This window comes from Shewanella salipaludis, from assembly GCF_012911865.1.
Taxonomy (GTDB): Bacteria; Pseudomonadota; Gammaproteobacteria; order Enterobacterales; family Shewanellaceae; genus Shewanella; species Shewanella salipaludis.
The window spans coordinates 40,406-54,054 of record NZ_JAAXYH010000020.1 but is presented as its reverse complement, the minus strand read 5'-3'; the positions used below and the strand labels follow the sequence as shown (position 1 = coordinate 54,054).

Annotated in this window: 14 protein-coding genes; 8 read left to right on the top strand and 6 right to left on the bottom strand. The window is 53.8% G+C overall.

Translation table 11 applies throughout. The features are described from left to right. Nucleotides 1-168, bottom strand: a 168-nt coding sequence (locus HC757_RS17855; protein WP_169565795.1) for a transposase, incomplete at its 3' end; no start/stop codon positions are given. Between the two features lie 261 nt (nt 169-429). Next, the gene (locus HC757_RS17850; RefSeq protein WP_169565791.1) at nt 430-1,557 is read right to left on the bottom strand and encodes an IS110 family RNA-guided transposase; all 1,128 of its coding nucleotides are present in this window, start codon (nt 1,555-1,557) and stop codon (nt 430-432) included. Nucleotides 1,558-1,684: 127 nt separating this feature from the next. On the opposite strand from HC757_RS17850, the gene HC757_RS17845 reads away from it, so the two are divergent. Then, nucleotides 1,685-2,290: a class I SAM-dependent methyltransferase gene (locus HC757_RS17845; protein ID WP_169565793.1), complete on the top strand. Its 606-nt coding sequence runs from the start codon at nt 1,685-1,687 to the stop codon at nt 2,288-2,290. A gap of 346 nt (nt 2,291-2,636) precedes the next feature. Here the strand turns inward: HC757_RS17845 and HC757_RS17840 are convergent, their stop codons facing one another. After that, the gene (locus tag HC757_RS17840) at nt 2,637-3,764 is read right to left on the bottom strand and encodes an IS110 family RNA-guided transposase (RefSeq protein WP_169565791.1); all 1,128 of its coding nucleotides are present in this window, start codon (nt 3,762-3,764) and stop codon (nt 2,637-2,639) included. Between the two features lie 131 nt (nt 3,765-3,895). Here HC757_RS17840 and HC757_RS17835 point away from each other — a divergent pair, with 131 nt between their 5' ends. The 4 genes from HC757_RS17835 (at nt 3,896) to HC757_RS17815 (ending at nt 7,246) form a co-directional block, all read left to right on the top strand. Further along, on the top strand, nt 3,896-4,318 hold the full coding sequence (locus HC757_RS17835) for a hypothetical protein (RefSeq protein ID WP_169565789.1): 423 nt from the start codon (nt 3,896-3,898) through the stop codon (nt 4,316-4,318). Between the two features lie 682 nt (nt 4,319-5,000). Continuing rightward, a complete protein-coding gene (locus HC757_RS17825; protein ID WP_169565787.1) occupies nt 5,001-5,633 on the top strand; it encodes a class I SAM-dependent methyltransferase in 633 nt (210 codons plus the stop codon). 136 nt (nt 5,634-5,769) lie between these two features. Further along, complete coding sequence (locus HC757_RS17820) at nt 5,770-6,354, top strand: DUF6151 family protein (RefSeq protein ID WP_244623592.1); 585 nt, start codon at nt 5,770-5,772, stop codon at nt 6,352-6,354. Between the two features lie 145 nt (nt 6,355-6,499). Then, a complete protein-coding gene (locus HC757_RS17815; protein WP_169565783.1) occupies nt 6,500-7,246 on the top strand; it encodes a carbon-nitrogen hydrolase family protein in 747 nt (248 codons plus the stop codon). A 327-nt stretch (nt 7,247-7,573) separates the two neighbouring features. On the opposite strand, the gene HC757_RS17810 is transcribed toward HC757_RS17815, so the two are convergent. The 3 genes from HC757_RS17810 to lolB form a co-directional block, all read right to left on the bottom strand. Continuing rightward, nucleotides 7,574-8,521: a ribose-phosphate diphosphokinase gene (locus HC757_RS17810; RefSeq protein ID WP_169565781.1), complete on the bottom strand. Its 948-nt coding sequence runs from the start codon at nt 8,519-8,521 to the stop codon at nt 7,574-7,576. Between the two features lie 100 nt (nt 8,522-8,621). Continuing rightward, on the bottom strand, nt 8,622-9,476 hold the full coding sequence (gene ispE, locus HC757_RS17805) for a 4-(cytidine 5'-diphospho)-2-C-methyl-D-erythritol kinase (protein ID WP_169565779.1): 855 nt from the start codon (nt 9,474-9,476) through the stop codon (nt 8,622-8,624). Between the two features lie 12 nt (nt 9,477-9,488). Continuing rightward, nucleotides 9,489-10,121 carry a lipoprotein insertase outer membrane protein LolB gene (gene lolB, locus HC757_RS17800; RefSeq protein ID WP_169565802.1) on the bottom strand — a complete coding sequence of 211 codons (633 nt, stop codon included), beginning with the start codon at nt 10,119-10,121 and terminating at the stop codon, nt 9,489-9,491. Nucleotides 10,122-10,355: 234 nt separating this feature from the next. Between lolB and hemA the strand changes: the two genes are divergently transcribed. From hemA to prmC, 3 genes are read left to right on the top strand one after another with little or no spacing between them, the layout of a single operon-like run. Then, nucleotides 10,356-11,606 carry a glutamyl-tRNA reductase gene (hemA, locus tag HC757_RS17795; protein ID WP_169565777.1) on the top strand — a complete coding sequence of 417 codons (1,251 nt, stop codon included), beginning with the start codon at nt 10,356-10,358 and terminating at the stop codon, nt 11,604-11,606. Nucleotides 11,607-11,620: 14 nt separating this feature from the next. Beyond that, a complete protein-coding gene (gene prfA, locus HC757_RS17790; protein WP_169565776.1) occupies nt 11,621-12,712 on the top strand; it encodes a peptide chain release factor 1 in 1,092 nt (363 codons plus the stop codon). 3 nt (nt 12,713-12,715) lie between these two features. Next, nucleotides 12,716-13,579: a peptide chain release factor N(5)-glutamine methyltransferase gene (gene prmC / locus HC757_RS17785; protein WP_169565774.1), complete on the top strand. Its 864-nt coding sequence runs from the start codon at nt 12,716-12,718 to the stop codon at nt 13,577-13,579. Nucleotides 13,580-13,649: the final 70 nt, after the last annotated feature.

The following is a 13,649-nucleotide window of genomic DNA, read 5'->3' as shown; positions in this document are numbered from 1 at the left end:
CAGGCGCTTGGCGTCGCTAACCTCCATGCCACCGTACTTGGATTTCCAGCGATAAAAGGTGCCTTGGGCAATGCCGTAACGCCGGCAAATGTCTTCGACCTTGCAGCCGGATTCATGCTCCTTGAGGGCACCGATGATTTGCTCTTCCGTAAAACGTTTCTTCTTCATTGTCAGATCTCCTGGTTACTAGCGTAATCGGAAATCTCACATTCGTCATGGTGTTAAATCTGGGGGAAAGGTCATGGCCAGTAAGTGTCGGCGGTTGACCTTGCTGATATCCGCGGATTTTAACCGCATTACTTGTTTGCGCCGTTGGAGCCTGGCCTCAGTCTAGGAGCGCGGATGTGACCGCTTAACGCCCTCGAGGGTTGCTCTCACCGCTGCCGCCGCCTTTACTGTCAGAGTGTATTCGTAACTCTAAACGCTAGATTAATAAGCCGTTATCGGCATATCTACCTCAAATCCCCGGGCAATGTCCCAAAGGTAGCCTGTCAGTTCCCGGGCCACCGCGGTGACAACCTTGTTGTATTCTTTGCCTCGTGCTTTCAGGGCATGGAAACGACGGCACAATCGCTGCTGTACCTCCCAGGCACGTGTTTGCAGCCGGATTGAGTGCCCTTGTTGCCGACTCTCCAGCTCCCGAGAGACTTTGGCTGGAAAACGATAGGCCCAGGCAGACTCTATTAAAATGCGCCGTACATGGCCATTGCCGCATTTGGTGATCCCGCCGCGTCGTTCCCGTTGCCCGCTTGAGCGCTCACTGGGTGTCAGGCCAACAAAGTTCATCAAGGAACGCGGTGAGTCAAAGCGTCGCAAGTCGCCCAGCTCGGCCATAATGGTCATGGCCGACAAGAAACGGATCCCCCGCAGCACGGTAAGGCGCTGCACCAGCGGATACCAACGCCAACTTTCTGCCAGGCTTTGCAGCTCCAGTTCCAGCCGTTGCAGACGTTCGTGACGCTCGGTGACTATGTTGACATAATGCTGGAAGGTGAGCTTGGTGGCACTTTCCTGGAAGCTAATGTCGGCCAGATGGCGCCGATATGCCTCGGTCCAGTTTTGTCGGCCACTGCAAGGGTGACCATGGCGCAGCAGGAAGGATTTCAGCCGCTGCCGTGCCTGACGCAAATCGAGCATGGCGTCTTCCCGACAGCGGATAAGATCGCGAATGGCCTCGTCCCGTTCGTCCGGGACATAGATAGGCTTGAGATCACCACTGCGTGCCAACCTGGCCAAAGTCATGGAATCGCGCTTATCGGTTTTCACCCTGTCGCCAGGTGCTTTGGGGATGAGTGCCGGTGCGATCACCCAACAGTCAATGCCACGGCGAAGCAAGTGACGATAGAGCCAGAAGCCACAAGGACCGGCCTCGTAAACGACACACAGCTTGCTGGCTTTGGAAGATTGATTTTTAATGAGTTTATCGAAAGAGCGCAGGTTGGTTGGCAAGGTGCCATAGTATTGCACCGCGTCAGTTAATCTATCAGAAACCAAGGCCACATCTGTGGTCTCCTTGTGCACGTCCAAACCGATAAAAAGTGTGTTAGCTTTAGACATGTCGGCCTCCTGTGAATGTTTGATGTTCAACAAACAGTGTGGCTCTGGTTTTGCTAACCCACGAGAAAACACGGAGGCCGACATCTGCACAGGGAATCATTATGTCTAGACGGCAAAGGAGAAAGCTATGAACTGGAAATTTTCATACGCCATTGGTTTCCACCCTTGGGAGGATACGGACCAAGAATTTTCCCAGTCTTTGGCATCGCTCCTCGAACGTGAGGAGGAGGGGCGTGCACCACCCTACGGGCGTGCCTTGGACGTAGGCACGGGGAGCGCCATCTGGGGCATCGAGCTGGCTAAACGGGGCTGGGAAGTCACTGGCGTGGACCTCGTAGACAAGGCCCTGGATCGGGGGCGCGAGCGGGTTCAGGCTGCTGGCGTGGAAATGAAACTGGTGAAGGGGGACGTTACCCGCCTTTCAGAAGCTGAAGTGGGTCCCGGGTTCCGACTAATCTTGGACACCGGCACCTTCCATGACTTCGACACCGAGCAGCAGAAAGGAATGGCCCGCAGCATTGACGCGCTGGCCGCCAAGGACGCCACAGTTATTTTGCTGTGCTGGCCGAGGCGTATTCGCCCCTTGATCCGGGGTGTAAGCCGCGAAGAAATCGAGGCTGCCTTTGCAGGTTGGCGGATCACTGACGTGGAGCCGTCCTTCTTCAAACTTCCACCACCATTGGAATGGGTGCTGCGCCCGGATGAGCACTGGTACCGCCTGCAGCGCGCATGAGGTTGATGCGCCGTCTAACAAAAGGTTGCAGCGGACGGCCCGCTACGCTGACCGTCTCTGAACCGGGGCGTTGATATGATTCCCTTTGTCAAATAGGCAAATAGTGTCCTTACCGGAAACCCAAAAAATTTCCGGTAAGGACACTCTGACAGTGGGCTTTGGCCAGTAAGTGTCGGCGGTTGACCTTGCTGATATCCGCGGATTTTAACCGCATTACTTGTTTGCGCCGTTGGAGCCTGGCCTCAGTCTAGGAGCGCGGATGTGACCGCTTAACGCCCTCGAGGGTTGCTCTCACCGCTGCCGCCGCCTTTACTGTCAGAGTGTATTCGTAACTCTAAACGCTAGATTAATAAGCCGTTATCGGCATATCTACCTCAAATCCCCGGGCAATGTCCCAAAGGTAGCCTGTCAGTTCCCGGGCCACCGCGGTGACAACCTTGTTGTATTCTTTGCCTCGTGCTTTCAGGGCATGGAAACGACGGCACAATCGCTGCTGTACCTCCCAGGCACGTGTTTGCAGCCGGATTGAGTGCCCTTGTTGCCGACTCTCCAGCTCCCGAGAGACTTTGGCTGGAAAACGATAGGCCCAGGCAGACTCTATTAAAATGCGCCGTACATGGCCATTGCCGCATTTGGTGATCCCGCCGCGTCGTTCCCGTTGCCCGCTTGAGCGCTCACTGGGTGTCAGGCCAACAAAGTTCATCAAGGAACGCGGTGAGTCAAAGCGTCGCAAGTCGCCCAGCTCGGCCATAATGGTCATGGCCGACAAGAAACGGATCCCCCGCAGCACGGTAAGGCGCTGCACCAGCGGATACCAACGCCAACTTTCTGCCAGGCTTTGCAGCTCCAGTTCCAGCCGTTGCAGACGTTCGTGACGCTCGGTGACTATGTTGACATAATGCTGGAAGGTGAGCTTGGTGGCACTTTCCTGGAAGCTAATGTCGGCCAGATGGCGCCGATATGCCTCGGTCCAGTTTTGTCGGCCACTGCAAGGGTGACCATGGCGCAGCAGGAAGGATTTCAGCCGCTGCCGTGCCTGACGCAAATCGAGCATGGCGTCTTCCCGACAGCGGATAAGATCGCGAATGGCCTCGTCCCGTTCGTCCGGGACATAGATAGGCTTGAGATCACCACTGCGTGCCAACCTGGCCAAAGTCATGGAATCGCGCTTATCGGTTTTCACCCTGTCGCCAGGTGCTTTGGGGATGAGTGCCGGTGCGATCACCCAACAGTCAATGCCACGGCGAAGCAAGTGACGATAGAGCCAGAAGCCACAAGGACCGGCCTCGTAAACGACACACAGCTTGCTGGCTTTGGAAGATTGATTTTTAATGAGTTTATCGAAAGAGCGCAGGTTGGTTGGCAAGGTGCCATAGTATTGCACCGCGTCAGTTAATCTATCAGAAACCAAGGCCACATCTGTGGTCTCCTTGTGCACGTCCAAACCGATAAAAAGTGTGTTAGCTTTAGACATGTCGGCCTCCTGTGAATGTTTGATGTTCAACAAACAGTGTGGCTCTGGTTTTGCTAACCCACGAGAAAACACGGAGGCCGACATCTGCACAGGGAATCATTATGTCTAGGCATATCGAGATTGGAAACACTGTGAATAATTTTAAAGCGAAAATTTTGATAGGTATATTAGCTATTTTGGGTTCACAGGCTTATGCGGCTGGATCTGATTATAAATGTACAATAGATCGTTATAGTGTTGCTTCTGGTGATGAAGGTGACGTTTATGAGGCATACAAAAAACTTTACCTTGGTAAAGTTTTTACAGTGGAAAGGAATAGCGGTCTCATGGCTGGAGCTTTGAAAAACTCTCACCTCACCGAACCTCAAGTAATTGATCATGGATCAGCTGAGAACTCTTATAAAGTAGTCGCTACAATGAGAAAGGAGCAAGGGGTTGGAGCCGGTTCCAATATATATTCTTTAACTATTAACGAATACGAAAAAAGCCATCAAAAATCGTTTGTCTTCTTGAGAAATGACGAAGTATTTTTCGGGGTATGCGTTAGTTACTAAAAAATGCATAACAAGGCCAGGTACGGCGACGGCTTTTCCGTTTCGGCTTCGCCTTCACTACAAAGACGCGCGTGCTGGCGGCGTTAAGCGACCAAGGAGAACCAAGCATTGTTCGAGTCGAAAGAGTTAAACGAAATCCTAAATGCAGAGTTAGCTCGTGGTAACGAAGTTGCAGAGGCTTCCGCTTGGCCGCCAAAATGCAAAAATCTGGTAATCCTAAAACGTCACTTTCACAAATCCTATACATGTGAGACTTTGGAGTATCAGAAAATAAATGATCCGCATTATTGGTACGCCGAGTATTCAACAATCAATAGTGCAGAGTGTCTGGCGTGCAAATAGCTCTGCACTTAACAAACAAAGGCGGCATCGCCCTGTCAAAAATAGTAAGGACATCCAAACCTTTTTGCGCTGTCTGACTAGGCTGTGAGGTATTCCCTTTTGCCTGTCGAGGCTTGCCATGACCATGACCATGACCACGGCCCGTCGCCAGTTGCTTGATGCCGACAGTACGCCCTTCTACCATGTGGTTAATCGCCGTGTCCTAAGGGCGGTAACATACAAAGATTATTCAATTAGTTCAAAATGTTCTAACATCACCAAGGTAGCTAATGGGATCTCGTTAACACCCATGCGCACTATACAGCTGTTAGCTTTTGGGGCAAAACTGGAATATTGATCAATGAAAGACTCAAAGAAATTTTGGGACAAATCTGCAGAAAAGTATATTAAAAGCCCCATTAAAGATGAAGCCACATATCAACAAAAGCTGGCAATTACCCAAGAGTTCCTGAGGTTGGATTCGAAGGTGCTGGAGTTCGGCTGCGGCAGCGGTGCCACCGCAATTTACCATGCGCCTTATGTTGAATATCTTGTTGCTACCGATATATCCGACAAAATGATAGCGGCGGCTCAGAGGAAAGCGCTCGAAGCTGGGGTAAAGAACATTGATTTTCAGCAGGGCACACTAGACAGCCTAAAGCTCCAAAATGAAAGTTTTGACGCTGTTTTGGGACTAAATGTGTTACATCTTTTGGACGACGTAGATGGTGCCATTGCTAAAGTTTATCGACTTTTGAAAAATGATGGTGTATTTGTTTCAAGTACATCACTAATAGCAGAAATCAATTTGGCTTTTCGATGGTTGATCTCTGGAATGCAGTTTCTTGGTTTGGCTCCTTATGTCAGTCGATTTACAAAGAGTCAGCTTATTTCCAAATTAACGAATTCAGGTTTTACTATTGAACGGGAATGGCAAACTAGCCATGAATCGGTATTCATAGTTGCTAGAAAGGTTAGTCAAGAGGTTGTGTGAAAGCTAACAAGTGGCTGTTGTCGCCCTTAGGGGCTGGGACGGCCTTTTCGCCGCTTCGCGGCTGCAAGCCCGCCCCAAAGCCGGGCGTCATACAGTACAGCGCCGATCGTAGTCCGGCCAAGGAATGGTGATATCTATGCATCCAATTCAATGTCAATGCGGTGCCGTTAAAGGCAAACTCGACAGCATTGGAACCAACAATCGTCTCATCTGCTATTGCACGGATTGTCGAGCGTTCGCACATTTCCTTGGTAAAGCTCCTTATGTGCTGGATGAACAAGGCGGAACTGAGATCGTCCAGGTGGCTCAGCAACGCCTGTTTTTCTACCAAGGGGAAGATCTCCTATCGGCAGTACGCCTCAGCGAGAAAGGTATGATCCGCTGGTATGCAACATGCTGCGGAACGCCTATCGGCAATACTATGGCCAACCGAACAGCATCATTCATCGGCCTCATTCACAGCTGCCTTGACCGTCAGAAAATGGATAAAGACTTTGGAGCCAAAGTTGCAATTTTAAACACTGACACCGCCTTAGGCCACAGGAAACCAAAACAACGCGGGCTTCTGGGGGTTATAGTTCGCTTCATATGGATTCTTGTCGCGAATCGCGTCAACGGACGATACAAAAAATCCCCCCTTTTTAATTCCTCAGGCTTGCCTCGGGTAACCCCAAAAATACTGGGCGCTGAGGAAGTGGAGAATTTGAAGAGTGCCGTATAACAACTGGTTCAAGTCGTTCGCTCCGCTTACCCGGACGCCCCTTAACCAAACGTGATCTGAATCTATGAATATCGCGAGTACCGTCAAGGCAACGCTAATTGCGCCATGGGCAGCATTGCTCGTGGCTATGTTTTAAGGAGGACACTTGAAAACCGATGTAACTATAAGCTTGGCTCAAATACCCGTCGTGAAAGGCGACTTGCGTGTGAACCTTGAACATCATCTTAAAATGATCGAGCAATCGTCTCGTTATAATGCAGATGTTGTTGTTTTTCCTGAGCTATCACTGACGGGCTATGAGCTCGATTTAGCGGCTAAGCTAGCTGTCTCCCCTGAGCCATCGTACTTCAAAGAACTATCTCAAGCCTCAATCGACAATGACATCATAGTTATAGCCGGGTGTCCGTTAAAGTCTTTCAAATCCTCAAAACCAACAATAGGAGCCGTAATTTGCTTTCCTGATGGCACTGTCCAGTTTTATTCGAAGCAATACTTACATGCAGGTGAGGAGACATATTGCTCATTCGGGTCGACCGACTACTTTTTCAAGGTAAAAGGACATCAAATAGCGTTGGCTATTTGCGCTGACTTCACAGAATCAGCGCATTCCCGACAGGCTCGAGAGTTAGGTGCCGATATCTACGTTGTAAGCGCGTTAATATCTGATAACGGTTTTGTGCCTGATGCAAAAATGTTATCCGAAATTGCATCTGAACATGGCTTCCCCGTACTGTTAAGTAACCACATATCGGTGACGGGAGGTTGGACGACCTGTGGTAAAAATTCAATCTGGAATTCAGGTGGAAAACTCGTTTTTAGTTCTGACTCCAAGGATAGTTGTCTGGTCTTGTGTACCCTTGCAGGCAATGAGATCGAGGCAACTAAAACATGACAAAGCGGTGATTGTCACCGCTTGGAAGATTCCCCTGTCAATAGCTACGAAGGTGTCCGTGCCGGAGATGGATACACAGTGAGCCAAGCAACCTAAGGTGCGCGGCAGGCAGGTGCTTGCCAATAGGCCAAGGGCGCGGCCTAACAAGGCCCGCCGGTAATGTGCAAAGCAGCTTGCGCCGGACCTCTCTTTCTCCGGCCGCCGGCGCTCTCTGGCCCATGGAAGATCCAGGCATAAAAAAACGCACTCCCTGGGAGTGCGTTCTTGTTCTCGGATACCGCTACTAATCTGTAAGCAGCCACTGACTGGCAGTGGCGGAACTGTTAATTAATGGCGGAACATGGCCGAGATGGATTCTTCGTTGCTGACGCGGCGTATGGCTTCGGCCAGCACTGCGGACATGGTCAGCTGGGTGACCTTGCTCACTTTCAGCATCTCTGCGCTCAAGGGCACAGTGTCGGTCACTATCACTTCGTCTATGACAGACTCGGCGATGTTTTGCGCGGCCTTGCCGGAAAATACCGGGTGGGTCGCGTAGGCGAAGACGCGGTTGGCACCGTGCTCTTTCAGCGCTTCGGCGGCCTTACACAGGGTGCCGCCTGTGTCTATCATGTCATCGACTATGATGCAGTCGCGACCCTGAACGTCACCTATGATGTGCATCACCTGAGCCACGTTCGCCTGTGGGCGACGCTTGTCTATGATGGCCAGATCCGAGTCGTCCAGCAGCTTGGCTACGGCACGGGCGCGTACCACGCCACCTATGTCCGGTGACACTACTACCGGGTTTTCCAGCTTCTTGGCCAACATGTCTTCCAGCAACACAGGGCTGCCGAAGACGTTATCGACGGGGACGTCGAAGAAGCCCTGGATTTGCTCTGCGTGCAAGTCACAGGTCAGTACCCGATCGACACCGACACTGGACAGGAAGTCGGCAACGACTTTGGCTGTGATGGGCACACGGGCACTGCGAACACGACGGTCCTGACGGGCATAACCGAAGTAAGGGATCACTGCGGTAATACGACCTGCAGATGCTCGGCGCAGGGCGTCAACCATCACTATGAGTTCCATCAGGTTGTCATTTGTCGGTGCACAGGTGGATTGGATGATGAACACATCGGCACCACGCACGTTTTCGTTGATCTGGACACTGATTTCACCATCGCTGAAACGGCCAACCACTGCGTCTCCGAGTTTACAAAAGAGTCGTTCGGCTATCTTATTCGCGAGACTGGGGGTGGCGTTCCCAGCAAAGAGCTTGATGTCGGGCACTGTAAGAACCTCAGGCGTTTGCTTTATATTGTTGTGGCTGACATAGCGGCAGTGCGGAATGGATTCCGGGTGCCTGTAGCTTGCTATGGCAGAAGAAATATCAGAGCTGAGCCAGTCGCGCCAGGAGCGGCGAGCTGTTCATCCCTTGTGCGACAAAACCTTGCAAGTCAGGCGGTAATTTCGCCAGGGCCGCGTGGGCTTGTTGCGCTTGCTCAAATTCCCCGAACACGCATGCGCCGGTTCCGGTCATTCTGGACGGCGCATATTCTACCAGCCAGGCCAATGCCTTGGCAACTTGAGGGTATTTTTCTGCGACCAACTTTTGGCAATCATTCGACCATGAACTGTTCATTAAAGTGTCGATATCCAGCTTGGGGGTGGCTCTGGGCAGGGCCGGGTCCTGGAACACTGCCTGGGTCGAAACATGCACATCCGGCACCAGCACCAGATACCAGGACTGGGGCGGGAAAACAGGCTGGAGCCGCTCGCCGACGCCTTCGGCAAATGCAGCCAAACCATTAATAAAAACAGGGACATCGGCACCGAGTTTCAGCCCAATCTCGGCCAATTCGGCATTCGACAGGCCCGTGTCCCAGAGGGCATTGAGGGCCACCAGGGTGGTGGCCGCATCGGACGACCCGCCCCCCAGGCCACCGCCCATGGGCAGGCGTTTATCCAGCCAGATCTCGGCGCCACCCGGGTAGCCTGTGGCCTGTTGCAAGGATTTTGCGGCTCGCAGAATTAAGTTATCGTTATCCGCGACAACGCCGCCCAGATTGGAGTGCAGCTTGAGGGCGGCGCCGTCCATGAGTTTGAAATCCAGATAGTCGCAATAGTCGATAAACTGGAATAGGGTCTGCAGCTCATGATAGCCGTCGGCGCGGCGGCCATTGACGTGCAGGAAGAGGTTCAGTTTCGCCGGCGCCGGCCAGCCGAGTGAGAGATGTGCTGTCATGCAGGCGATTCCTTATTGGTGTAATTTGGCCACTGGCTGCCCCAGGGCTTGCCAGCGATTGACCTGGATCTTGAGTTGCAGTCCCTCCCTGTCCAGCCTGAGTTGTTTGGGTATGGTGGCGCCGCTCTGTTGCTGCCAGCTGATAAACTGCACTCGCCAGGGGGCCTCGGGATCCTGGCTCAGCAGCAGGCTGGGGTAGCCCTGGCCATCCAGGGTGACTTGGGCCGGGCTCATGCCCGTCTGGCCCGTGATCCACAGGGGCAGGCTCGCCAGCGGAATAGTCCAGCCACTGACCCGCTCGAGCAGGCGCTGTGGCTGGCTGTCTTCGAAGACCTTGCCATCGACTTCCAGTCTGGCGCCTCGCTTGTCGCTGCACAGGGTCAGCACCGTGGTGCCTAGCATTGTGGTCAGCCGCAGGTCGTCCCCTTCCTGGGTATGCAACCAGTAGAGATTGGTGCTGAACTTGTCGCTGGGGGACTTCACCGCCAGCTTGCCCTGCAGCTCCCAGGCACTGGCCTGTTCGGCCTGGCTGACATTCACGGGGGCGAGCCGGCTCTGGGGCAGGGTGCTGCAACCGCCGAGCGCGAGCAGCCAGAGTAAACTCAGGGATAAGGCGATTCTTGTGATGCAGTGCAAATTAGTTATCTATGATGGCCGCTGATTGCTGCTTATGATACGAGCGGGGGCCGAGAATACCAATGCCCGGGGGCAAATTTACGCTTGAGCCTTGTGATTCCTGCCCCAGGGGCGGAATATTCTCGGTAATTGGGCCAATAATTCTGTCTTTAGCGGCTTTTGTTAAGCCCATTCTGTTTTTAAGCGTGCCAATTCAGTAGAATGTCTCCTTCAAAGAGCTGCCAAGAACCTAAAACGAGTCAGATGAGCCTTGTAGCCATAGGTATAAACCACAAAACCGCCACAGTCGATTTGCGTGAGAAAGTCGCCTTTTCACCGGACAAGATTCATGATGCCATGAAGAGTCTGGCGAGTCGGACGCGCTCGGGTGAAGCCGTGATAGTCTCTACCTGTAACCGCACCGAGCTTTACTGCAACAACGCCAACGAGGCAGACATCATAGAGTGGCTGGAGGAATACCATGAGCTGTCCCATGAGGAAGTCGCCGCCTGTATCTACCAGTATCGGGGCCAGAGTGCGGTCAATCATCTGATGCGGGTCGCCTCAGGGCTGGACTCCCTGGTGCTGGGCGAGCCGCAGATCCTCGGGCAGGTGAAGCAGGCTTTCGTCAAGGCCAGGGAAGCCGGTACAGTGGCACTGACCATAGACAAGCTGTTCCAGAATACTTTCTCTGTGGCCAAGAAGGTGCGCACCGAGACTGAGATAGGCGCCGCTGCCGTGTCCGTGGCCTTCGCCGCCGTCAGTATGGCCAAACACATCTTCTCCTCGCTCGCCGCCACCAGGGTGTTGCTCATAGGCGCGGGCGAGACCATAGAGCTGGTGGCCAGGCATTTGAAAGATAACGGTGTCCAGAGCATGGTGGTGGCCAACCGTACCCTGGAGCGTGCCCAGGCCATGTGTGAGGAGTTTACTGCGACCGCCATCATGCTGGAGCAGATACCGGATTTTCTCGCCAAGGCAGATATCGTGATATCCTCTACCGCCAGCCCGCTGCCTATCCTGGGCAAAGGCATGGTAGAAAAAGCGCTAAAGCAGCGTCGTCATCAACCTATGTTGTTGGTCGATATTGCCGTTCCCCGAGATATCGAAGCAGAAGTCGGCGAGTTGGACGACGCTTTCCTTTATACTGTGGACGATCTGCATAGCATAATTGAACAGAACATGGCTTCCCGCAAGGAGGCCGCCGAGCAAGCCGAATTAATCACCGAGGAACAATCGTATCAATTCATGGAATGGATGCGCTCCTTGGAGTCGGTCGACAGTATTCGCGAATACCGCAGCCAGAGCATGGCGATAAAGAATGAGCTGGTCGAGCGCGCCCTGAACAAATTGGCTCAGGGGGGAGATAACGAGCAAGTATTGCAGGAATTGGCCAACAGGCTGACCAATCGTTTGATCCATGCACCGACCCAGGCCCTGACGACGGCCAGTCGCCGGGGCGACCTGAATACCATCGGCCAGTTAAGAACGGCACTTGGATTAGATAAAGACTAAGGTTAGCGAGTTAAATGAAGCAATCCGTTATCCGCAAGCTTGAAGGCTTGCTCGAGCGTAATGAAGAAGTCCTGGCACTCTTGAGTGATGCCAGCGTGATCGCAGATCAAGACAAGTTCCGGGGCCTGTCCAGGGAATATGCCCAGCTGGAAGACGTAGTCGCAGGTTTCAAGGCATACCAACAGGCCCAGGCCGATCTCGACGCCGCCAAAGAGATGCTCGAGGAAGACGACGCCGAGATGCGCGAGATGGCGCAGGAAGAGATGAAGCAGGCGAAACTCAGGCTCGAAGAGCTCGAAGATCAGCTGCAGATCTTGCTCCTGCCGAAAGATCCCAACGACGACAGCAATGCCTTCGTCGAGATCCGTGCCGGTGCCGGTGGTGACGAGGCGGCCATCTTCGCCGGCGACCTGTTCCGCATGTACAGCAGATATGCCGAGGCCAACCGTTGGCAGCTGGAAGTCATGAGCGCCAACGAAGGTGAACATGGCGGCTTCAAGGAAGTCATAGTCAAGGTCAGTGGCGAAGGGGTTTACGGTAAACTCAAGTTCGAATCCGGTGGTCATAGGGTTCAGCGGGTGCCGGAAACCGAATCCCAGGGCCGGGTGCATACCTCGGCCTGTACCGTGGCCGTGTTGCATGAAGTGCCAGAAGCGGAAGCCATCTCCATCAATCCGGCGGATCTCAAGGTCGACACCTTCCGTTCTTCCGGTGCCGGTGGTCAGCACGTCAACAAGACGGACTCGGCGATTCGTATCACCCATATCCCCTCAGGGATAGTGGTCGAATGTCAGGATCAGCGCTCGCAGCATAAGAACCGTGCCCAGGCGATGAGCGTGTTGGCGGCCCGTATCCAGGCGGTCGAAGACGAGAAGCGCCGCAGCGCCGAAGAAACGACCCGCCGCAACCTGGTGGGCAGTGGCGATCGTTCCGAGCGGATCCGTACCTATAACTATCCCCAGGGCCGCGTCAGCGAGCACAGGATCAACCTGACCCTGTATCGCCTGAACGAGGTGATGGAAGGGGATCTGAATGTGATCCTCGAGCCCTTGATGCAAGAGCATCAGGCGGATCAGCTGGCGGCACTCGCCGATGAGCAGGGTTAAGTTTTGTCAGTTCAGTCTTCCGCCGCGCAATCGAACATAGCCGAAGCCCTGCAATGGGCCTTCTCGCAATTGGCCGCCACATCGGACTCGGCGCACCTGGATGCCGAGGTGTTGTTGCTGCATTGCCTGAACAAGAGCCGCAGCTTCCTCTATACCTGGCCGGAGAAGCCCCTGACCCTGGAACAGTGGAAACGCTTCCAGAAGATGGTGCAAAAACGCCAGCAGGGGGTGCCCGTGGCCCACTTGGTGGGGGAGCGGGAATTTTGGTCCTTGCCCTTCATAGTCAATGAAACCACGCTGATCCCCAGGCCAGATACCGAAATCCTGGTGGAAACCGCCTTGAATCTGCCCCTGTCCGACAACGCCAAGGTGCTGGATCTGGGTACGGGCACAGGGGCCATCGCCCTGGCACTGGCCTCGGAAAGGCCCAAGTGGCAGATCACCGCCATAGACAAGGTGGAGGATGCGGTGGCGCTGGCCAAGGCCAACAGGGCAAACCTGAACTTCCCCCAGGTGGAGATACTGCAGAGCGATTGGTTCAGTGCCGTCGAGAGCCGGGACTTCGACCTCATAGTCTCCAATCCGCCTTACATAGACGAAACGGATGAGCATCTGATGCAGGGCGATGTGCGTTTCGAGCCCCACAGCGCCTTGACCGCGGCCGAAGAAGGCTTCGCCGACTTATACCACATAGCCCAGACCGCCAGGGAACATCTGCTGATCGGGGGCTATCTGTTGCTGGAGCATGGCTTCGAGCAGGCGGTGCAACTGAGGAACAAGCTGACCGAACTGGGCTACCATAATGTCGCCACGGTGCGGGATTTTGGCAGCAACGAACGTTGCACCCTGGGGCGCTGGTTCGGTTGATACCAAGACTCGATTGATAACAAGGCTCGACTGATACCAAGGCTCGATTGATAGCAGGGCTCGGCTGATA